Origin of the sequence: Paenibacillus koleovorans NBRC 103111, assembly GCF_004000845.1 — a bacterium.
In the GTDB taxonomy this organism is placed as follows: domain Bacteria; phylum Bacillota; class Bacilli; order Paenibacillales; family NBRC-103111; genus Paenibacillus_AA; species Paenibacillus_AA koleovorans.
In genome coordinates this window covers 1-21680 of sequence record NZ_BIMA01000064.1, presented here as the reverse complement: position 1 = coordinate 21680, position 21680 = coordinate 1, and the positions used below count along the sequence as shown (strand labels likewise).

General features: G+C 50.1%; 18 protein-coding genes. 12 read left to right on the top strand and 6 right to left on the bottom strand.

Features of this window, described 5'->3' with window-relative positions; translation table 11 throughout:
* Positions 1 to 69 precede the first annotated feature (69 nt).
* The 4 genes from PKO02S_RS20000 to PKO02S_RS19985 all read left to right on the top strand — a co-directional run bounded on the left by PKO02S_RS20000 (position 70) and on the right by PKO02S_RS19985 (position 3591).
* A complete protein-coding gene (locus PKO02S_RS20000) occupies positions 70 to 1029 on the top strand; it encodes an ABC transporter permease (RefSeq protein ID WP_127585617.1) in 960 nt (319 codons plus the stop codon).
* A 12-nt stretch (positions 1030 to 1041) separates the two neighbouring features.
* Positions 1042 to 1914, top strand: coding sequence for a carbohydrate ABC transporter permease (locus PKO02S_RS19995; RefSeq protein ID WP_127585616.1), 873 nt, complete (start codon positions 1042 to 1044; stop codon positions 1912 to 1914).
* Positions 1915 to 2034: 120 nt separating this feature from the next.
* Positions 2035 to 2664, top strand: coding sequence for an extracellular solute-binding protein (locus tag PKO02S_RS19990; protein ID WP_164821567.1), 630 nt, complete (start codon positions 2035 to 2037; stop codon positions 2662 to 2664).
* A gap of 96 nt (positions 2665 to 2760) precedes the next feature.
* Complete coding sequence (locus PKO02S_RS19985) at positions 2761 to 3591, top strand: type 2 periplasmic-binding domain-containing protein (protein WP_127585614.1); 831 nt, start codon at positions 2761 to 2763, stop codon at positions 3589 to 3591.
* A gap of 143 nt (positions 3592 to 3734) precedes the next feature.
* Here PKO02S_RS19985 and PKO02S_RS19980 read toward each other — a convergent pair whose 3' ends face one another.
* Complete coding sequence (locus PKO02S_RS19980; RefSeq protein WP_127585613.1) at positions 3735 to 4469, bottom strand: SDR family oxidoreductase; 735 nt, start codon at positions 4467 to 4469, stop codon at positions 3735 to 3737.
* 232 nt (positions 4470 to 4701) lie between these two features.
* Here PKO02S_RS19980 and PKO02S_RS19975 point away from each other — a divergent pair, with 232 nt between their 5' ends.
* On the top strand, positions 4702 to 6294 hold the full coding sequence (locus PKO02S_RS19975; protein ID WP_127585612.1) for an amidohydrolase family protein: 1593 nt from the start codon (positions 4702 to 4704) through the stop codon (positions 6292 to 6294).
* A 162-nt stretch (positions 6295 to 6456) separates the two neighbouring features.
* On the top strand, positions 6457 to 8676 hold the full coding sequence (locus tag PKO02S_RS19970; RefSeq protein ID WP_164821566.1) for a helix-turn-helix domain-containing protein: 2220 nt from the start codon (positions 6457 to 6459) through the stop codon (positions 8674 to 8676).
* Between the two features lie 23 nt (positions 8677 to 8699).
* On the opposite strand, the gene PKO02S_RS19965 is transcribed toward PKO02S_RS19970, so the two are convergent.
* Positions 8700 to 10304, bottom strand: a complete 1605-nt coding sequence (locus tag PKO02S_RS19965) for a type 2 periplasmic-binding domain-containing protein (RefSeq protein ID WP_127585610.1) — start codon at positions 10302 to 10304, stop codon at positions 8700 to 8702.
* A gap of 467 nt (positions 10305 to 10771) precedes the next feature.
* On the opposite strand from PKO02S_RS19965, the gene PKO02S_RS19960 reads away from it, so the two are divergent.
* The 4 genes from PKO02S_RS19960 (at position 10772) to PKO02S_RS19945 (ending at position 15148) form a co-directional block, all read left to right on the top strand.
* Positions 10772 to 11269, top strand: coding sequence for a helix-turn-helix domain-containing protein (locus PKO02S_RS19960; protein WP_164821565.1), 498 nt, complete (start codon positions 10772 to 10774; stop codon positions 11267 to 11269).
* 581 nt (positions 11270 to 11850) lie between these two features.
* Positions 11851 to 12381, top strand: a complete 531-nt coding sequence (locus tag PKO02S_RS19955; protein ID WP_127585608.1) for a dihydrofolate reductase family protein — start codon at positions 11851 to 11853, stop codon at positions 12379 to 12381.
* Between the two features lie 827 nt (positions 12382 to 13208).
* Positions 13209 to 14396, top strand: coding sequence for a winged helix-turn-helix domain-containing protein (locus tag PKO02S_RS19950; RefSeq protein ID WP_127585607.1), 1188 nt, complete (start codon positions 13209 to 13211; stop codon positions 14394 to 14396).
* 38 nt (positions 14397 to 14434) lie between these two features.
* Entirely contained in the window at positions 14435 to 15148 is a 714-nt protein-coding gene (locus tag PKO02S_RS19945) for a metallophosphoesterase family protein (RefSeq protein WP_127585606.1), read from the top strand.
* Positions 15149 to 15237: 89 nt separating this feature from the next.
* Here the strand turns inward: PKO02S_RS19945 and PKO02S_RS19940 are convergent, their stop codons facing one another.
* The gene (locus tag PKO02S_RS19940; protein ID WP_127585605.1) at positions 15238 to 15618 is read right to left on the bottom strand and encodes a DUF2752 domain-containing protein; all 381 of its coding nucleotides are present in this window, start codon (positions 15616 to 15618) and stop codon (positions 15238 to 15240) included.
* A gap of 7 nt (positions 15619 to 15625) precedes the next feature.
* Complete coding sequence (locus PKO02S_RS19935; RefSeq protein ID WP_127585604.1) at positions 15626 to 15964, bottom strand: DUF4234 domain-containing protein; 339 nt, start codon at positions 15962 to 15964, stop codon at positions 15626 to 15628.
* Between the two features lie 254 nt (positions 15965 to 16218).
* Between PKO02S_RS19935 and PKO02S_RS19930 the strand changes: the two genes are divergently transcribed.
* Positions 16219 to 18645, top strand: coding sequence for an alpha-galactosidase (locus PKO02S_RS19930; RefSeq protein ID WP_127585603.1), 2427 nt, complete (start codon positions 16219 to 16221; stop codon positions 18643 to 18645).
* A gap of 24 nt (positions 18646 to 18669) precedes the next feature.
* Here PKO02S_RS19930 and PKO02S_RS19925 read toward each other — a convergent pair whose 3' ends face one another.
* Together PKO02S_RS19925 and PKO02S_RS19920 are read right to left on the bottom strand one after the other, a co-directional pair.
* Positions 18670 to 19035 (bottom strand): DMT family transporter, encoded by a 366-nt coding sequence (locus tag PKO02S_RS19925; RefSeq protein ID WP_127585602.1) that lies wholly within the window; start codon positions 19033 to 19035, stop codon positions 18670 to 18672.
* Positions 19036 to 19473: 438 nt separating this feature from the next.
* On the bottom strand, positions 19474 to 20784 hold the full coding sequence (locus PKO02S_RS19920) for an aminotransferase class I/II-fold pyridoxal phosphate-dependent enzyme (RefSeq protein ID WP_127585601.1): 1311 nt from the start codon (positions 20782 to 20784) through the stop codon (positions 19474 to 19476).
* Positions 20785 to 21126: 342 nt separating this feature from the next.
* On the opposite strand from PKO02S_RS19920, the gene PKO02S_RS19915 reads away from it, so the two are divergent.
* The gene (locus PKO02S_RS19915) at positions 21127 to 21588 is read left to right on the top strand and encodes an NUDIX hydrolase (RefSeq protein ID WP_127585600.1); all 462 of its coding nucleotides are present in this window, start codon (positions 21127 to 21129) and stop codon (positions 21586 to 21588) included.
* Positions 21589 to 21680 lie beyond the last annotated feature (92 nt).

Sequence of the window (21680 nt, the reverse complement as noted above, 5' to 3'; positions counted from 1 at the left end):
TTCTTCGGCTCCCCCAGCTTGTAGGATGTAGTCATATCCTGCATAGAGATTGGGGGAGCTGACGCCTTTATGAACAACGAGACCTCGACGGTCCAGCCGCGCGTGAGCCAAACACGCGCATTCGACATCCCGTTTTTGCGATATTTGTGGAAGCATCGGCTGCTCTATTTGCTCTCGATTCCGGGCATCGCCTACTTCATCCTCTTCAAGTACATTCCGATGGGCGGCGTCGTCATTGCCTTTCAGCAGTTCAATATTTTCAAAGGCATCTCGGGGAGCCCGTGGGTAGGTCTCGACAACTTCGAGCGGATGTTCGCTTATATGGAGTTCGCGCGCATCCTCAAGAACACGCTGCTTCTCGCCTTCTATGATCTGCTCTTCGGCTTCCCGGCGCCGATCATCGCCGCCCTGCTACTGAACGAGCTGCGCAGCATGGCGTTCAAGCGAATCGTGCAGACCGCCATTTACATGCCGCATTTTCTCTCTTGGGTAATTATCGGGGGGATCTCGCTCGCGGTATTCGGGCAAGAGCATGGACTAATCAACCATGTCCGAGACTGGCTCGGCCTGGAGCGGCTTTATTTCCTGGGAGACGAATCGTATATCCGCAGCATTCTGGTAGGTACCGGCATTTGGCGCGATATGGGTTGGGGCACGATCATCTATTTGGCGGCCATTACGGGCATCCATCCTGACTTGTACGAGGCAGCGGAGATAGACGGAGCTTCTCGATGGAAACAGACGCTGTCCATTACGATACCGGCACTCCTGCCGACGATTACGATTTTGTTCCTGCTGCAGATCGGCCATTTTCTCGACTTCGGCTTCGAACGCGTGTATGTCTTCCTGAACTCGCTCAACCAGTCGGCCGGCGATACTTTGGATACGTACATCTACCGGTTGGGTTTGCTCCAGCAGCAATTCAGCTATACGACGGCGATCGGCGTGTTCAAATCGGTCGTAGGCTTAGTGCTGCTCTATATCGGGAACTGGCTGAGCCGCAAATCTACGGGAGAAGGGCTGTTCTAGGGGGATGAGGCGATGAGAAAACAATCCGTTGGTTTACGTTTGTTTCGTTTTGGCAATATAGGGATACTGACTGTTTTTGCTCTGATTGCGATCATCCCGCTTGTGAACGTATTGGCCCAATCGTTCAGCGGGGCGAACGCCATCGTACTGAATCAGGTGTTCCTATGGCCGGTCGATTTCACATGGACGAATTACAACTATGTCCTGCATAACGATACGATCTGGCGGGCGTTCGGCATAACCGTGCTGCTCGCTACGGCGGGAACGCTGTTCAATCTGACGGCGACATCCACGCTGGCCTATCCTTTATCCAGACCGGAGTATAAGGGTGCGAGGCTGGTGCTGCTGCTAGTGCTGTTCACGATGATTTTTCAAGCGCCGCTTATCCCGAATTACTTGTGGCTGAAGCAGCTTGGGTTGCTCAATACGCTATGGGTGCTTGTGTTGCCCGGAGCGATCAGCGCGTTCAACTTTTTCGTCATGCGATCGTTCTTCCAGCAAATTCCCGCCGAGCTGATCGACAGCGCCCGCATGGACGGCTGCAACGAAGCCCGTATTTTGTGGAACCTCGTGCTGCCTTTGTCCAAGCCGGTGATGGCGACCATGGGATTGTTCTATGCGGTGACCCACTGGAACTCCTATATGGCGGCGGTGTATTACATCAACAAGCGCGAGCTGTATCCGCTGCAGGTGAAGGTGCAGGAGATCATTGCGAACGCCAATATTATGACCTCGGAGAGCCTTGCCGTCGACATCAGCAATTTGACCCCGGAAGGGATCAAGATGGCCGTCGTGCTCGTGTCCGCTTTGCCGATTATCGCGTTGTACCCGTTCCTCCAGAAGTACTTTGTCAAAGGGCTTATGATCGGCTCGATCAAAGGGTAATGGAAACGCTACCTAAAAAAATGACAGCTCCCATAAAGAAAAACAATGTACGATCGCCCGGCGCCGAAGTATTGTGAGTGTGTAATATTTCAAAATTTGAGAATAAATGGGGGAAGGCGCGTGAAAGCAAAAAGGTCGGCTGCGGTATTGTTGACGGCTGCGCTCACTTTGGGGGGATTGGTGGCGTGCTCGAACGGGGACAAGAAGGGGGAAGGTTCAGCGGCGACGGTTACGCCGGCCAAAGGGCCGGTCAGCTTCACGATGGTGATGAACGGACGCGGGCAATACATCGAGACGATGAAGAACATCAACGACGATCCTTATGTGAAGAAGCTGGAAGAGCTGACGAATGTGGATTTGAACCTGGAGCTTATTCTGGAAAAGGACTATCAGCAAAAAATGACGCTCAAGATGAGCTCCGCCGACATCCCGGACGTCGTGAAGACGCTAACCAACTCGATCTATGGCAAGGAGCTGGCGGGTGGGGTACAGGCCGGCGTGTTCATGCCGCTGGACGATTTGCTGCAGAAGTACGGACAGAACCTGCTGAAGAAAATCCCGAAGGAAGCATGGGACCGCGTCAAGTATAACGGCAAGATCATGGGGATCCCGGCTTACAATGCGTATCCGAATACGCTGGCTACTTATGTCCGCAAGGATATGATGGATAAAGCGGGCATTAAACAGGCTCCCAAGACGGTGGACGAATTCCTGACGATGCTGCGCGCATTTAAGAAAAACGGTGTCTAGAGTCCGTTCCACGCGCAGGATAAATTCGCTCTGTCGGACGCCTTTTTCCAAGCTTATGATGTATGGCCGTGGTCCTACGAGCTGATCGACAATCAAGTGGTGCCGAAGTTCTTCAAGGCCGATGCCATGATGAAGGCGCTGAATGTGTACAAGACGATGCTGGACGAAGGCCTCATGAACAAGGAGTTCTCCACTAACAACGGCAACAACCTGGCGCAGAACGTATATGCCAACAAAATCGGGACGGTTCAGCTTGGCTCGGCAGCATTGGTCAGCGTCAACAAGAAGCTGAAGGCCGCCGTACCGGAGGGCGAATACATTCAGATGCTGTCGCCGGTCGGCCCGGACGGCAAAGGCGGGCCGGTCGTCGGCAGCCCGGTCGCTTCCGTCATGCTGATCAACAGTAAGGTGAACGCCGACAAGGCGGCCGTCATCGTGAAGTTCTTCGATTGGATGCAGTCCGAGGAAGGCGACAAATTTTTCACCTACGGGCTCGAAGGGACCGACTACACGATGGAGGGCGGCAAGCTGACTTACAAAACGCCGCAAACGCCTGACGAAATCAACCGCGAGGAGTTCCATCAGAGCTATCTGTGGTTCGTCAGCGACAAGTCGATCTTGAAGCGGGAATACTTGAACCCGGAAGCGAAGCCGGTCATCGACTTCGTGTCCAAGGAGCTGATCAAGGAAGGACGCAGCTCCATCAGCTTCGACCCGCCGCTTGATGCCGTTGCGCAGAACCCGGACTTAGGCACGGACTCACCGTTCATCCTGGAGCATATCACCAAGATGATCTATGGCAAGGAGCCGATCTCCGATTGGCCGAAAGTGATCGACGAGTGGAAGAAGAAGGGCGGCGATGCGGTCATCAAGGAAGCGACGAACCGCTACAACAAGAAGGAAGGCGTGTACTTGCCGATCCGTTAGTTGCTGGATGTAGATCGAGGATGCACCGTTCAAGCGGTGTGTCCTCAATGAATGAACCTGACCGATGATATGATCTTCCGGTCAGGTTTTTTGCGGTTGAATAGGCTGTTGAGGCTATTCCCTTTTTCAGGAGAAGAAATCCACTAACTATTCTTCAAAATCCGATCCGCCAACGAGGGAGCAATGCGCTGGATCACACGGAGCAGCTTTACTTTCGCCACCGGCACCTCGAAGCGATCCTTGACAAAGGCGCGCAGAAACTCGTCCACGACTTGATCGGGTGTGATTTTATTAATGCCTCGACCGACTGTCATATTCGTCTCAACCAGCGGAGGAAGGATTTCGAAAACTTTCACAGGGGTGCCTTCGAGCTGATAGCGAAGTGCCTTTGAGAAAAGGTGGAGACCCGCCTTGGTCCCGCAGTACACCGGGGCGGAGCGTTTCGGGACGAGACCCAGTCCGGAAGTGACGTTTACGATCGCGGAAGACGGTCGGTTCGCCAGGATTGGTAGCAGCTTGGAGCACAAATCGATGGGCGCCAGAAAATTAATTTCAATTTCGTCCCGGATGTGCGCTTCGGTCGCTTCTCCCTCTAAGAAACGGTCCTGATACTGGATTCCAGCATTGTTGATCAGTACGTTGAGGTCGGGGTGCTCGCGTCGGATCCAGTCGGTCAGGCTTTGGCGAGAGTCGTCCTTGCTAACATCAGCAGCAAAAATTTCAATGCCGGGATGATCAGCCTTCAGTTTGTTCAACTTGGCCGGATCACGAGCGACGACCAATATCTGATTGCCTAGCTGCAGCAGCCGCAAAGCAAAGGCCAGTCCAATACCTGAGGTGCCGCCTGTTATCAATATTTTATTACCGCTTAGCTTCATGCCTCAATCCCTCCTAAATCCATCACTTTAAAGTGACATGGAGAACATTCCATTTCCGACAAGGATTTTCCTCCTGGATTTCATGAGAACATGAAATTTATCAGGTGATCCTTAGGTGTACGAAATCAAAGTAGTCGGTAAAAAATAGGCTATTCATATAAAATGGTCTATTTTCTTTTTTGCCTGATTTTTTATACTTAGGTGAAACCGGACTAATTTAGGAGGTCGCAAAATGAAAGAACTGCAATATTTTGATTGTCATGCACAGGTAGGCAAATTCGGATACAAACATCCCCAACAACTATGGAGCACGGAGCATGTTCTGGAGGAAATGAATCGATGCGGAATTGCGGGTGCCCTTGTCCATCATGGGATGGCGAAATCCCATTCGCCAAGTTATGGAAATCGGCTCCTTCTGCAGGAATTAGCCAAAAGTCCGCGATTATTTGGCTGCCACGTCGTCCTTCCTGACCATTCGGGGGATTTCCCCGATCCGGATCAAACTGTGGAACACTTACGTGAAAGCGGGATCCGCGCAGCGAGGATGTTCCCGCGCACTCATAAATTTGATTGCAATGAGGACACAGTAGGTCCGTTGCTTGCAGCTCTATCGATTGCCGCAATCCCCCTTCTTATCGACGGCTCCGAGATCGCTTTGAATGAATTGGGTGATTTGCTGAAGCAACAGCCTGATTTGACCGTCTTACTGACGGGACAAGCTTGGAGCCAAGAACGACGATTGCTCCCGCTGTTGGATAAGTATGAGAATTTACATATCGAGCTTTCTACCTTGCAGGCTAATGCCTTTATCGAGCTCGCTTATGAACGTTATGGTGCGACACCATTGTTATTCGGCACAGGCATGCCTTACAAAAGCGCCGGAGCCGCGCGTGCCTTTATTGACTATGCCGACATTCCCTATGAAGCGAAGCAGCTCATAGCTGGAGGGAATTTGGCCAGGCTGCTGGGAGTCGTCCCTCCGCATGCGGATGCACCTGCACAAGATGAAGTGATCCAGCAAGCTTCAAGAGGGGTGCCCATTACGATTGTTCCAGTGTTGGATTCCCACACCCACCTAATCGAAGACGGCGGCGCCACGGGCAGCGGAATGCCTATGCTGCGAGCTGACTTGGATTCCATGGTTCAAACGTACCGTTCTATCGGCATTGCAAAAATGACGATTGCTCCTTGGGTGGGCATTAATGGTGGCGACGCCGAGGCGGGGAATCAAATCGCCGAGCGCTCGATGCAACGGTACTCGGATATGGTGGAAGGTTATGTTCGCATAGATCCTAATTATACGGCTGATGTTGGAGCTGAAGCCCACTATTGGCATGTGGAGAAACGGTTCAAGGGCATGAAGCCTTACTATTACAGCTCTCATATTAACTATACGGATGCCGTATATGATCCATGGTGGAAGCTTGGCAATGAGCTTCAGTTATTCGCGTTAGTCGATCCGGGACTAGTTCCGGACCAAGCCTATCTGGATCAAATCGACGAACTAGCCAATCGGTATCCGAACGTCAATCTGTTTATGGATCATGCCGGACGAAGCTTCGAGATTGCAGAGCAATATGCAGGCATCGCGAAGAAATACGATAACGTCACTTTGCAGCTTACCTATACATCAGTTCCAATGGGAGTCATTGAGTACTTGGTGCGGGAAGTCGGGTCGCATCGGATATTATTCGGTACGGATTCCCCCATGCGCGATCCTCGTCCGCAGGTAGGCTGGCTTGCCTATGCGGACTTATCCTTACAGGATAAGCGGCTTATATTCGGCGGGAACTACGAGCGGATATTAAATAGATGTTTGATATAAATCACGAGCTGTCGAGGGGTTTGATCAATAGATCAGACCCCTCGCGCGTTCAGAGAACAAAATTGGTATACGGGTAAAAAATAATCGGTTTATGTTTGGTGAACGAAGAGGCATTGTTGGTGTATGATACTTGCAAACGCTTACTCTGGACAAGGAGGAAATATGAAAGTTAGAACGTGGTTCCAACGGTTGTTGATCTCCTATTTGCCTGTATTTCTTGTCATCTCCATCAGTCTGCTCTCCATCACTTTTTTGATTATTAGCGAGATATCCAAAAAAGCGGCCCTGCAATCCAATGAAGTATTAGCCGTGAATATGATGCAGCAATTGGACAGCATCCTGAGAAACGTTGAATCGACTCTGATTAAGGAAGCAACGCAAAATAACGCGATTATCGAGTATTTCGACTGGAGCAAGGAGCCGGACGAATTCAACCGTTATAAAGCCTCTCTTGCTTTAAGTCAATTCGTATCCAATCAAACCTTTATAGAATCCGCTTATTTATACAGACCCAGAGACCAGATTATTGTGACGCCGACTGCCCTGTTCAAGCTGCAGGAATTCACGGATGCTGCATTCATCATGCAGCAGGTTAGGAATCTAGAGCCCTACGAATGGGAAGGTCCCCGTATTTTCGCAGAATGTCCGGATTCATGCGCGAAGCGAAATGTTGTGACCTTGGTCCGCGCTATCTACGACGGTTCAAAAGGATTAATTGTCATCAATATCCCAACGGCAGCTCTGCGGAGTACATTAGAGCAGATGGGCGATTTGAACACGGATCGGGTAAAGTTCCTCGATAGGGACGGACGTTTATTGTTTACTCCTGCCGATTCAGCCCATGACCCGGCGGTTCGTAATAAGAGTATAGCATTGGATTCTATCAGCAGCTTGAAATCGGACTATACGGGCTGGGTCATCGAAACGAGTATTTATTCCAATAAACTGTTCGGCTTGGTGTCGAGCTTGTTCTATGTATGGATTTCCTTGGCCGTCTTGGTGATCGTGCTTGGCATTGCATGGATCATCTATGTATCCCGCAAAAATTATAAACCGGTACAGACGATCTTGCGTCAGATTGACCATGATCAGCTTATGGATTTCGGCTCTGGGCTCGATGCACCGATCACGGACGATTTTATCCGCATCAAGAAGACCTTGGGCAGCCTGCAGGGGGAAAACAAGGAGAACAAGGTATACCGCAGCAGGTTTATGTTCCAGAATTTGTTGTACGGCAATCTATCTCCTGCGCACAAGGAAGTGGAGGCCGAGCTGGAAAGGTTCCAATCTTCCCCTGGTAGGAACGGCTTCATAGTATCCGTGATTGAGTTCGACGAACAGGCGCATCTCGCGAACGATTACGGCCAGCAGGAGAAGGATTGGTTGAAGCTTGTGCTCAAAGACAGCCTAGATGCCCTGCTCCATAACCGTTCGACTCCGGCATGGATCGATTGGATCGATCCACATCGCTTAGGTATCTTGCTTGCCAAGGATGTGCAAGAAACGCTTGGAATCGCGGAGAGGCTGCAAGTACAAGCGCGCGAGACATTAAAGCTTACAATCAGCATTGGCGTCGGCGTTCATGTCATGTCGGCCGAGGAGATAGCGCATTCCTTCCAGAAGGCTTGTCATGCGCTGGAATTTAAAGCATCGCTCGGCAACAACAGCATTATTTCATACGGCGAGGTTTGCGTTCAGCCTCAAAACGAGATGTTCCGGCAGTTGAATAGGATCCGCTCCATCGCTCAGTTCTATCGGCTGGGGGACGTGAAATGGAGACTGGAGTATGAAGCGTTTTACAAGGAACTTAACGGGCAGTTGTTCTCAAGAGAAGACTTGTACAATATGTTCCATTATTTAATCTACCATCTGCAAAAAGAGATTTCCCAGTTGAACGACCCTTTGCTGGAATTGTGGAATAAGAGAATGCTTCCGAGTCTGCAGGAAGCGTTGCGTAGGGAAGATACCTTCGAGGAGCTGTATTACATATTCCATGGACTGCTGACGGAATATGCAAAGCAGATGGAGGCCATCCGCCAGATGGACACGAGGTACCATCTGATTGAGAAGGTAAAGGCTTTTATCGAACGCGAATACGAGGATCCCGACTTGTCATTGTCCAAAGCGAGCGATGCCTTCCAGCTAAGCACCAGTTATTTGAGTCGAACTTTCAAAGAAGAATCCGGTCAGAATTTCGTGGATTATGTGACCAAGGTTCGCGTGCTTCGGGCTAAGCTCTTGTTAGAAACCACGAATTCTTCCATCCAACATATAGGGCTGCAAGTCGGCTATATCAATCCCTTAACCTTTATCCGCGTATTCAAGAAGGAGATTGGCGTTACGCCCGGTTATTATCAGAAAACGAATAAAATCTCCCTATAACGGGAGATTTTATTCGTTTGATCCTACTTTATGAGTCCGGCGGCTCTCATCTGGGTTTCATAAGCGTCGAAGATCAGCTTGCCCTTGTATTTATTGAGGACTTCCTCCCTATAGATAGGCCAGTTTTTCCCCGATTTCTCCTCTAATACCATTTTGACATGCAGCTCGTTCTGCCTTGCGCGGAACGCACCGAGATCCACGCCTTCCGGCGGAGCCAGGCCTGCGCCTACATTTGGCCGTACCGGAATGGAAGTAATAAATTTATAAAGCTCTCTATCGCGATCCGATTCTCGGGGATCGATCACCTGCAGACCGAAAACTTCAGGAGTATAGGGGGCGAAGAAGTTCCATATTTCCAGGAAGTCCCCTTTCTTCGTTATGTCCGTGTCCCGGGCTTCGATATTAAGCGTGATCACATTTCCTTTGCGCGTGTAATGTTTGCCTTCGACACCGTAATGGGTAAGCAGGTAGCCTTCCTCGCCAGCTAACCAATCCAGGACCATGACGGCACGTTTCAGCTTCTCAGGGTTCTTCTCCGCTGCGCTCTTGGAGAACAAGATCGGGGAGCCGGCTGAAGGCGCTGTGCGTAGAGCCACGTTGCCCAATGGATTGAAGGCGACCCAATTCGCGTTCGGATTGATTGCCTTGCTTTTGCTCTGCAGGCTTTGCGACATGGAATCATAAGCGAAATCCTTGGTATTGCCAATCACGACTCCCACCCTGCCTGGGACAGCCTTGTCCAGCACATTCGCCGCCTTGTTCAGGAACCAGTCCGGATCGATGACCCCCTCGCCGATAACCTTTACGATATCGTCGACAACCTGTTGTACGCGGGCATCGGTTTGCATATCGATGTATTTGTTGTTTTCCGCAAAGGAGGGATAAGTCAAGCCGTTCTTGATCCACTCCGGCCAGTCCAGCGAAAGCGAGGTTCCCCCGCCGGCCGTAGTAAATCCATAAGTATCCTTTTTGCCGTTCCCGTCCGGATCATTTTCCGTAAAGGCCTTCAGCACTTTGAAATATTCATCATAGCTTGAAGGCACCTTCAGGCCTAATTTATCTAACCAGTCTTTTCGAATGTAGTAGGACCGATACACGTTCTTATCATACGCAAGCGGGATCCGTATAAATTGGTTCTGAATCTGATACAGCTTAAGCTCTTCTTGGGTAATCCAATATTTGAAATAATTCGGCATCGTGCTAGGACTAACGTAAGGAGTCATGTCCGCTAAAATCCCGGTAAGGGCGTATTTATTGCCTCCGTCGCCGTTGCTGTCCCGCCAAAAATCCGGTGCGTCGTTTCCGGCGATCATCGCATTGATTTTATTGGTGTAATCCGTCCCCGGCAACATGTAGTTCACGTCTAGAGTCACGTTGAATTTCTCTTCAATCGCCTTCTTAACGAAATCGTCCGCGGGATTCTGGGGCAAGCTGGCGCTCGCATTGTTGGCGGAGATGAACAGCTTGAGCGGTATTTTGGCCAAGCTGGTGCTCGGAGTGCTTGTGCTTGTACTCGGAGTCACCGTTGCTGTCGCTCCCTGACCCGTTGTCTTCTCTTTGTCCGAACATGCGGTTGATACTCCCATCGAAGCCGCTATGACCAAGGATAATGCAGTTATTTTTTTCAAAGTCAACCCTCCTGTTTAGTTGGTCCAGTTGGCTCCATCAGGATCGTTCTCCCAGCTCGCTCCTTCCGATCGAATTAATGGTTCAGCCATAACGTTAGTATGCAGGGGTTGAGCGGTTGTGCCTATCGATCATTTTACTCCAGTAGCCCGATTTTGTTGAACGTGAAAAACCTGCGGGTCGTTCTCTTCGATCGCATAGACGACAAAATAAATATACCAAACCAAAAGCAGCTATTTACAGTGCAACCGCTTTCTTAATAAATTAATCGGCAGTATAGCAGAGAGAAGCATACTGATTCTAACCCATGTAAGGGGATGACCCTCTATGTTTAAGTGGAAGCGGATTGTGTCTTTGCTCTGCGCATCGTCGATCGCTCTGGCTGCAGCTCCGCTGTCGTCGCATGCTAGTGCTTGATACACATTATTGTATTCCTATGCTAACTTTAAGTGTGGGGAGGGATGGTGAAATGATAAATATCAAATTTGTAGGAGAGATAATAGCAGCCGAACGGAAAGGTTTAAAATTAACTCAAATACAACTTGGTGAGATGTTAAATGTTAGTCATCAGGCTGTTTCCAAGTGGGAAAGAGGAGAGTGCTTGCCAGGTATAGATATACTAGTGCTGTTAGCTAAGATTTTTAATATAAAAGTCGATCAATTATTAGCCCAGCAGGAGATTGGTAATATCGCACCGAACATTTGGGATTCAGTCCTGGAAATAATAACGAATCAAATATCTCAACCAAGCTTTGATCAGTGGTTTTTAAAATCAAGAGCAGTTCATTTAGATAACTCACTAATAATTTCAGGACACAACCAGTTTGCAACTAACTGGTTATATCAGAGATACTCATCCTTAATTTTAAAAGTTGTTAATCAATTAGTGGGTAATTATGAGTTGAAGATAATCTTTCGTTTCTCCGAGGACTCAAACAATACCAGACGTACTACACTGGAACGTTAAGCTATCGGGTACGATAGCTCAATCACATAACGGCAGCCGGCATTTCATGGGCTGTCGTGTCGCCGTTCGTTGAACCAGGGATAGATAATACCAATATGTGGTATGATTACAATCAACTTAGTTAACAACGAGATGGATTCATGAGTGATCACATTCGGGAAATACGTTCGTTAGTGGGAACGAGACCATAAATTTTAGTTGGTGCAGTCGTAGTCAGCTGAAGGAAGAGCATATGAAGAGGATAACTAAAATTGCTTTATGGACTCCGGTGATTGTCATTCTGACGGCGTTTGGACTTATATCCTTTTTAGGACTGATTTTCTTATCTTTCTACGGCGACTGTCGGAACTGGTAGTAAATAGCTCGGATAAAAAAGATCATGACAAATCAAAGTTCCGGTTGTACATTTATAATAGAGGTAAAATTAATTTCTATTCATATTTATTTCTCAATGACGTTACTCTAAGCGGATAATTGCTATATCTCGAAATCACATTGCGGCGGCCAGAGTGTAGATGAACTCATCTTTCAGTAAACCGGCGCATACGTTTCCGAGAAAACCAGGGAGGAGAGTCAGTCGCATGGCAAAGATCGTTTTCTCATTGAACCAGTCACTGGACGGGTTCGTCGACCACACTGCATTCCAACCCGACCCCGTGCTATTCCGTCATTTCATCGACGACATGCGAGGCCAGGCGGGCAGCCTGTACGGACGCCGCATGTACGAGATCATGAGGTATTGGGACGGAGACCATACTGAATGGGATGCGTCGGAACGGGAATACGCAGCGGCGTGGCAACGCAACCCGAAGTGGGTGGTGTCGAGGACGTTAAAGTCCGTCGGTCCGAACGCTTCTCTCATCGAAGGCGACCTCGCAGCGGCCATACGTGGGCTGAAGGCTCAGCATGAAGGGGAGATTGAAGTTGCCGGGCCTGAGTTGGCTCATAGTCTAGCGGAGCTTGGTCTCATAGATGAGTATCGACTCTATCTCCATCCAGTCGTGCTGGGTCACGGCAAGCCGTTCTTCGCCGGTCCGAGGCCGCCGCTTCGTCTCGTGGCAAGCGATCGAATTGGTGATCAGGTGATCAGGTTGACCTACGTACCAGCTTAGTTGTGCGGTTGGGGATACGTTAGTTCAAACATTATGGGGGAGCAGATTGCCGCGGCAACTGCTCTTTTTTGTCATTTTGAAGGAAACGAGATAAGTCTGATGATGAACACAGGAGGAGTGATGGGAATGCGATCGCAGCAGTCAACAGGTTAACGATATTGGAATCTTCGATCCTCCGTTAAGGGCGCTGGAGACAGCGGCATTATTATAGCATCCATTGAAGTGCGAGACTCGAGCTGAGCTGGCTTAAGCTGCTGCAACGAATAGGGAAAATGGATGGAGGCATTAAGATGATACTACTTTGTATCCTCTTCATAATCGGAGGCATATTTAGTATTGTATTTCCAAAGTATTCTAGCTTCTTCTACGGTTATAATATCAATACAAGAAAATTTGAAAATCTGCACCAAGTGAAAACTAAAATGGATATATTAATCGCAAGAATAACAGGAGTTATATTTGTGTTGGGAGGAATATTTTTTCTTCTTGGGTCTTGTGCTGCCGAAAAATATAAGTGATGGAACCGACCTTGCCATTGCCTGTTCAGATTGAGCCCTCCGAGCTTTTCTAGTTACGACAATTAATTCTTACATGTCGGATGACAATAACATAGGCCGAACCAAGTCCGCGGAAATTGCGGGCTTTTTTAGTTATCGGTCAATTCGGTAAGCTCGACTCCTTTTGAACGATATTTCCTGAATTTCAATCAGGTTTATTTCAATAGCTCTTGTTTTTAGGCTCGAGAAAATGGTAACATCTTGTGGGAACGTGTGTTTGTTTTGTTGGCAAGCGGCCCCCATTTGTTTCGTTAAGGAGCCGATGTGTAGATGATCCAATTGACGAACCGCCAGGCACGACAATTTCTGCTATTGAAGCATGGGCTGTTGGGCGAATGTCGATTTGCCGGAAAGCAGGGAGTCTTGGATTTTGTGCGGCAGGTCGGCTGCATTCAATATGATCCCATCGATGTTTGCGGAAAAAACGCCGAACTGGTCTTGCAGTCGCGAATCCAAGGATTTACCAAGAATATGCTCTCCGAGCTGCTGTATCAAGATAGAAGCCTTGTCGATTATCCCGACAAAAATTTGGCCATCATTCCTGTCGAGGACTGGCCGTATTTTGAGCGGTACCGGCAGGCCGCGCGACAGCATGCCAAGCGCTATCCCGAAATGGAAGCGTTGATCCAGCAAGTTCGAGTTCACATCCAGAATCACGGTACGCTAAGCTCGGATGATTTGAAATTGGATGGGAATTTCGCTTGGCAATCGGCCATCCACTGGAGCGGCGGAAACAATGCTTCCCGGTCTGTGCTGGAGCAGATGTACTCGACTGGCGAGTTGATCATCCATTACAAAAAAGGAACCCGTAAGTATTACGATCTCGCCGAGAAATACATACAGCCCAATCTGCTGAACGCGCCGGAGCCGCTGGAGGGCGAGCTTGAGCATCACAAATGGCGGGTACTGCGTCGAATCGGCGCTGTCGGCCTTCTATGGAATCGCGCATCCGATGCCTGGCTGAACATATGGGGATTGAAAGCGGAGCAACGCAACGAGGTTTTCCGCCAGCTGTTGCACGAAGCTCGCATTGTTGCGGTTGCCGTGGGACAAATGAAGGATATCCTGTACTGCCGCGCGGAGGACTTGCCGCTTATTGAAGCCGTCCTGCAAAATCCGGCGCCGAAACGGCGCTGTGAGCTGATTGCTCCACTGGATAATTTCATATGGGACCGAAAACTGATCCACGAATTGTTTGGATTCGATTACACCTGGGAGATTTATACGCCTGCAAGCAAACGGAAATTCGGCTATTATGTGTTGCCTCTACTCTATGGAGAAAGCCTCATCGGACGAGCCGAGGTAATCGCGGAGCGCAAAACGGGGACGCTCATTGTTAAAAACATCTGGTACGAGAACGACATAAAGCCAACCAAGCAATTGCGAACAGCCTTGAATAATTGTTTTCAAAGGTTTGCCTTATTCAACGGCTGCGAGACGATTTCGACAAAGCTATGAACTGCTATTTCCAGTTCCAATATAAGTGGTGCTCTGATTTGAAGGCTCTGATTATTTCCGATGTCCACGCCAATATTTGCGGATTAGAAGCCATTTGGAAGCAGGAGAAGGACAGCGACATTATTTATTGTGCGGGTGATCTGGTGGATTACGGTCCTTATCCTAAAGAAGCGATCCAGTGGGTGCGGGAGCATAAGGCCGTGTGTGTGAAAGGAAACCACGATGAACGGGTTGCTGCGCTGTTTCGGAACAAAGATCAATTGTGGAATGTCTCGGATGAGGAACGGACTTGGGCGCATGACAATGCACAGAAGCTTGACGAGGGGGAGATCGAATATTTGGAGAGGTTGCCCTACTCCGTTGCATTCATGATGGATTCGATCGGGTACAGCATGCAGCATTTATACAACGATTACGAGACGATTCCCAGTCTCTATCACTTTCATCAATTTTGGGAACGGCAGACTGAAGAGCCGATCCGAAGCATGGCGTCCAAAAGAATGATATTCGGCCACACGCACCGCAGGAATATTCATTATCTCAGTAACGATGAGCTGTGGATGAATCCGGGGAGTATCTCGTATCGCCGACGTGACGACCCAAGCAAGGAGGCTCATTATTTGACGATCACAGACGGACGAATGGATATGAAGAGTGTGGCATACGACCGCTCCCCGTTGCTTCAGGTCACCATGTCGACCAAGTTGAAGCTGAAGGGGGAGTTGGATGTAGCGCTCTTTTTTTTCGGGTAAAGGAACAACGTTTGCTAGACAGCGCAGAGAGAGGGGGTAATCCCCACTCCTGTCGTCGGGGAGTATCCGACCCTGCACCGATAAGGCTGCTACTGCGGGAACGTGGGGGCCAGCCAGCCAAAAGCAGTGATATTGCGCAAGATCCCGAAGGAGACGACTACGACAAGCATAATCGCCATGCTCATCCGGCCGGTTCGCCGCATCTGGCGTCGCTGGGCCAGAGCGTAGATCGCATACAAAGGAACAAGCAGAAAGGGGAGAGCATTGTACCTGAACGCTTGCTCGACATCCAGCCGTAGCAAGGCTAGCGCCGCTCGAGTGATGCCGCATCCGGGACAGAATAACCCGGTCCACGTGTGAAAGACGCAGGGAATTCCGAGCTTCGTTAAAGGCAGCCATACTTCCAAATACAACAGTCCCCCGACGGCCAGCGACGCAGCTTGCAGAGCTCGGATTGATTTCGAATTCATCGAACGCCTACACCAGTTTGTTGAGATCGGACTGCACCAGCGCATTCACGACGATGCCGAGTCCGACAAAAGTCAGGATCAGATACATCACCGAGTTGTCGGTCGATCGTGCGCCGCGAAGCCTCTGTGCTTCTTCAACCTGTTTCCCGATCTGGTAGGACCAGACATAGCCCCAGATCCCGCAAGTGACCAAGGTTAGCAGGAAATGCTTTCCTCCGGTAAAGGAAGGGTCCCCGCTCATTTTGCCCACCTCGCTCGTCAGCACGATAAACCAATAGATCCCGAAGAGTCCGCATGTAAGCAAGGTCAGGATAATGGCTAAGGGCACGCTTCTTTGTTGAACCATGACACACCTCTATTCGTATGATTATCGGACCGATGTGGGAGAATGGTAGATTAGTCTAAAGTCCTATATGATTCGACAAAATATTCCAAGGCGACGTTTCCATTATAGGGGAATATTACTATATATACAAGACATATTTAAGAGATTTCACTCAGTAAAAGAAACAATAGAATTAGAGCACCCTTCGGCGTAATATGAGGGATGGGAGGATTGCTTCATAGTCATAAACCCAGATTTCTACGGAGGTGTGCCGGATGATGTATCGAATGAAGAATAAGTGGGGGACGTTCACTTTCGATGCAGGAGAACGATGCTGGTCGTATGGAAAGGGGGAGGAGGCCTGGATTGAATCGATGGAGGTTACGATAGAGTTGGATGGTCAACCCGTATCTTGCTTCGACAACATCGCATCGATCGAATCCTATGAACAAGCCGAAGACATCCAGGGAATTCATCAGAAGCTGGTCCTATTCAGTCGGTTGAAGGGCGATTATGAGTTAGATTGCAGCGTAACCTTTAAGGTATATACGGAAGACTCCTTTATGAGTGCTCAGGTTAGCCTAAGCAATGTTACAGGGGGGACGCCGAAGCTTGGGAAATGTCAGTTCCGGAATAAAGAAAGCGCTTCAAGTTCCGAAATCCGAATAGGTCGGCAGCTCTCTGAAACCGTTGTACTTTGCCAATCGGCCTGGGTGACCAACAACATGGTGAAGCGATTGGATGCCGATCCCCAGGTGCATACAAGTAAAACCATAGGGCTCTTATACAACCCGACTAGTAAGCTGGCACTGAACACCGGTTTTCTTACTTTTGACCGTATCAACACGGAAGTAGTCTACGAATACACGGCAGAAGGAACCATTTTGTTGCAGGCTTATTGTGATTTCGATGGGTATGAGCTATTGCCCGAGGCAAGGATAGATTCCGAGGTTGCCGCGTTCGAGATGGTAGATGACCCTTTCGTCGCGTTGGAAAATTGGGCGTCCCGCGTGAACAGGCAGTATAAACCGATTTTTGCCAATAAACCTTCTGTGGGCTGGATTGGGGGATGGACTTGGAGAGACGGTTTTTCCCAACAAACCTATGAGGAACTCGTCTTGGAGAACACGACTGCCATCCAGGAGCGGCTTGGTGGGTTTGGAGTCAGCAATATCTGGGTAAGCATCGCCAATTTGAAAGATATGCTTCCGGGCAATTGGATGGAGGAGAATAGGGAAGCATTCCCGCATGGTTGGAAGTGGCTGATCGAGAAGCTGAAGCGGAATGAGCAGCGTCTTGGATTCTGGATTGCTCCATTCTGGATTCCCGACAAATTAAACGGGCTCTATGAAGAGCATGCGAATCATTTGTTGAAAATGGACGGCAAGCAGATCCGGTTTGATTCCAAATGGAGGTATGGGAAATCAGGAGAATTACCTGTTGAGGAACGGGCGGGCTTCTATAGCTTGGATGGCAGCCATCCTGGGACGAGGGAGTTTTTGCAGCAAGTCTTCGAGTTCTATGAGGAGCTGGGCATTCGGTATTACATGACCGACTTTCTGTTTGCCGGATCGGGGACAACGCCGGGACATTTCATCTATAACGAGTATCACGATCGGACTATGGTGAAGGGGCCTGAAGTGTATAGAGAAGCGCTCCGGCAGATCAGACAAGCCGCAGGAGAGGATACTTATATCCTATCCTCTACGGGAACGACGTTTCAGAATGTCGGATGCGTAGATGCCGTACGCGTAGCCGTGGATTGCGGGGAAGGCCGGCCCTTGATAAAAGGGATGAATGAGTACCCGGCCATGTATACGATAAACCCGTGGAATGTGATGCGGGATGTAGCCTCCAATATGGCCGCTACTTATTTCACGGATCGCAAGCTCTACTACAACGATGCGTTTAACGTGATGACGATTGACAAGCCTATTCCGCTAAACGAGGCCCGGATTACGGCGAGTATGTTCGGCTTATCCGGCGGACCGATTATGCTCGGCGATGAGATCGTTTCCATTAGTGAAGAAAGACTGAATTTGATTAAAAAATGTCTCCCCCAATACGAGAAGATGGCGAAACCGGCGGATTTATTTACTTCCGTTTACCCGGACTGGCCCAAGGTATTTAACTTGAAGGTATCCAAGCCGTGGGAGGAATGGCAGGTGGTAGGGCTCCTAAATACGGAACCGACAACCAAGATTTTCGAGCTCGCAATGCATGAATTGGATTTGGACAGTCAAACCGACTACACCGTATTTGATTTCTGGGATGAAATGTACTTGGGCGAAGCCAGAGGAACGTTAACGGTAGAGGTGCCGCCTTACAGCATTAAGGTTCTCAGAGTGTCTCAGGCACGCAACCATCCATGGCTGCTGTCGAGCGATATGCACATTACGCAAGGCGGCGTGGAGCTGGAGCAGCTTAAGTGGAACCCGGAGAAACGATATTTGCAGGGCGTTTGTGTCCGGCCTAGAGGAGAGACAGGAAACCTGTATTTCAGATTGCCCAAATGGTGGAAGCCGGTCCGATATGATGGGCTGCGTACAGCCAAGGTGCCTATGGATAAAAGCGTCCTAGTCATGAAACGGATAGACTTTCCTGTAGAAACGGTAACATGGCGAATCGATTTTGAGTTGGACGAGGATGTGGTCCCTTTAACCGCAAGGGATGCAGGAGAAGAGAGGGAGGTTCTGGCTTAGGTTCCTTTAGTACCACCCAAACTCCTAACTAACCACCTTCAACCCAACGACGGATAAAATAATGCCCAGGATGCATCCGATCCGAGCCCAGCTCCGAGGCTCCTTGAAAAACAGCATGCCGACAATGGCGGCGCCAACGGTTCCGATGCCAGTCCAAACCGAGTAAGCCGTCGCCAGTGGAATCGTAGTCATAGCCTGGATCAACAGCTGAAAACTAATCATAAATCCGGCAATCAGGATAATATTGTTGGTCCAGTTGTTGTTCTGGGCGACACGTTTGATTCCGATGACCCCGACAACCTCCAATAATCCGGCCGCAATGATTAAGGTCCAATCCTTCACGCTTCGCTGCCTTTGCTCGACTATTTCGCGCAAGTCAATCGAAGACATTCCTTCTCTCGTTCATCGCGTTACGTTTGTCTTAAAAACTGTCCCCTAGGATAATCCATGATCATCCTATTCCGCCGGATTTTCGCAACCAGCTATACCCAAGCTCGAGGTGAGAGCATTCTCGAGCAGCGTGGCGCCTGTCCCCTTGCTCCCTAGTCCGAAAAAATCGGACTACCGCGCGCCTCTCCGCCCGGAAACGCTCTGTAGTCCGAATCGGCCGAATTAGAGCGGTGTTTGCCAGAGGGAGCGTGCGGAAACGGTTCTGCAAATGGGAAAAGTCGGACTAGAGCGTATACTACCTTTATCATAGTTGGCGCCTGGGATGGGGGACTGAGAGGACCCCTGTTCCTCTCCTCAGACAAATAACGCTCCCGCATCCTTTCTGATATGTTAACAAAAACCCCCCGGAGACTTCTCCAGAGGGTCCTATAGTCCAGGTTATTTCGTGGCCGCCACTTGCTCCAAATCTTGCACGCCTTGATGGATCTTGTTGAACAGGTCCTCCAAGTGCTCCTGCTCGATACAGGAGAAGGCGACGCGGAGATCGGTCGAGCCCAAGGCGATCGTGCCGATGCCATATTGGTTCAGCAGATGGACGCGAAGCGTCTCGGCGTCGACGGTGCTCAGCTTCAGGCACATGAAGTAGCCGGAGTTGAACGGATAGTATGTCCAGGCGCCTTCGAACTTGCTGCTGTCGAGCAGCTCTTTGACCCGGTTGGCGCGGGCTTTCATAATCTGGAACTTCTCCAGGCGCTGCGCCTCGAAGTCCGGGGACTGGAGCGCCTGCAGCACGAACGTCTGCGACGGATGCGGACCGCTCGAGATTGTGGCGCGGATGATGCCGGTCGTCTTCTGCTCCAGCGCGTTCAGCATAGCCTCGCTCTCGGACGCGAAGGTGATGAAGCCGACGCGGAAGCCCCACACATACTCTTCCTTCGTCGCGCCATCGACCTTCACCGGCAGAATACGCGGATGCAGGCCGGCCAACTGGCCAAACAGCGACTCCGTCAAGGAGCCTTCGAAGAACAGGCTGAAGTAGGCGTCGTCGGTTACGGCGACGATGTTGATGCCTGCTTCGGCACCGGCGAGAAGAGCGGCTACGATCTCGTACCCTTCTTCGGCCGTCGGGGTATAGCCTGTCGGGTTATTCGGGAAGTTGAGCACGACGATCGCTTTGCCTTTGTCACGCTGCGCCAGAATTGCTTCTTTGAGCCCCTCGGCGTTGAATTGAACGCTCTCGTTATACAGAGGGAAATTCACCAGCTCGGCGCCGCGGCGAATGCCGAAGGTCAGCTCGTAGTTTTCCCAGTTTTTGTCCGGATAGATAACGGCATCGCCAGGTCCTGCGAACAGGTCGGCTACAATGCTGAGACCGTGCGTCAAAGCGTTCGTCACGACCGGGTTGCCGAAGCCTTTGCCCGCAAGCGAAGGATTCTCGACGATCATCTTGCTGCGCCATGCTTTGCGAAGCTCCGGTTTGCCGGCCGGCGGGGCGTATTCATATAAGTCTTTGGGCGCGTAGGCGCTGAGCGTATCTTGGATAACCTTCAAATGCATCGGCTGGCCGTTCTCCAGCGCGATGCCGATGGTGGCGTTGTAAGCTTTCGCCTTCGACTTGGCTTCCGCGGATTGGCTCAAGATGCCTTCCTTTGGAAAATAAATCGCCTTGCCCAGCGGCGACAGCATGTCGAACACATGCGGATTTTGTTGCTGGATCGTCTCGTTGAGCTGCTTCACAAGTGGGTTCATGATCGGAACATCCTTCCAATACCATTTTCATAAACTTCTTGTCGCTATTATAGCACTTGTCGACTGGGGCTTACCACCCAAAATAGGAGGCCTGGCGCGGAAATCTCGGCAGCTTGGCACCCGGCGGAGGTATAGAGTGGCGAAAAGTTACCGATACAAGCTAATAGATGCTTGGTTTGCGGGTGGTCCGCGGTGAAAATAGGGCAAAATCTGCGTTTTTTGCGGCAAGAAAGAGGAATTTCTTTCCGGGCTGGCGTAATGTACATATAGAGGAAGTTTTATTAGGATGGTTGACAGGGGCACCAAGAAGGAAGCCAAGTAGTCTGAAGGGAGCACGCTACTATGAATCCGAAACTAAGAGCGGCGGGCGTTATGCTCCGTCAAGGACGATCAGGCGAGCGGGAAGCGCTCGTGCAATGCGATGAAGACGAATCGTTCTACCGTTTCGCCGGCGGCACCGTGGAGTATGGGGAAACCGCAACCGAAGCGATCATCCGCGAGTTTATGGAGGAGTACGATCTGGAGGTCGTGGTCGGTCATCTGCTTGTGGTGAATGAACACTTTTTCCAATATTACGGCAAGGAGCATCATCAGGTCACGCTGATCCATCGGTGCGAGCTGCTAGTGACGAACGATATTCCGGAGCCGCTGTGGCATAAGGAGCATAATTCGGTCAAGCTGGTGTGGCGATCGTTGTCGCAGTTGAAGCGTCGACCCGTATATCCGGAAGGCATCTTCGCCGTGCTGGAGCAGGAAACGCCGACGATTACCCACTTGGTAACGGGACGCAGCTACAAGTCCTGAGGCGCGAAAATAATTTACATAACGACCAAGGACCTGATCGGTGAGCTTCCGATCAGGTTTTTCATTTAACATGCGCGCCTAGCCAAGTTAGG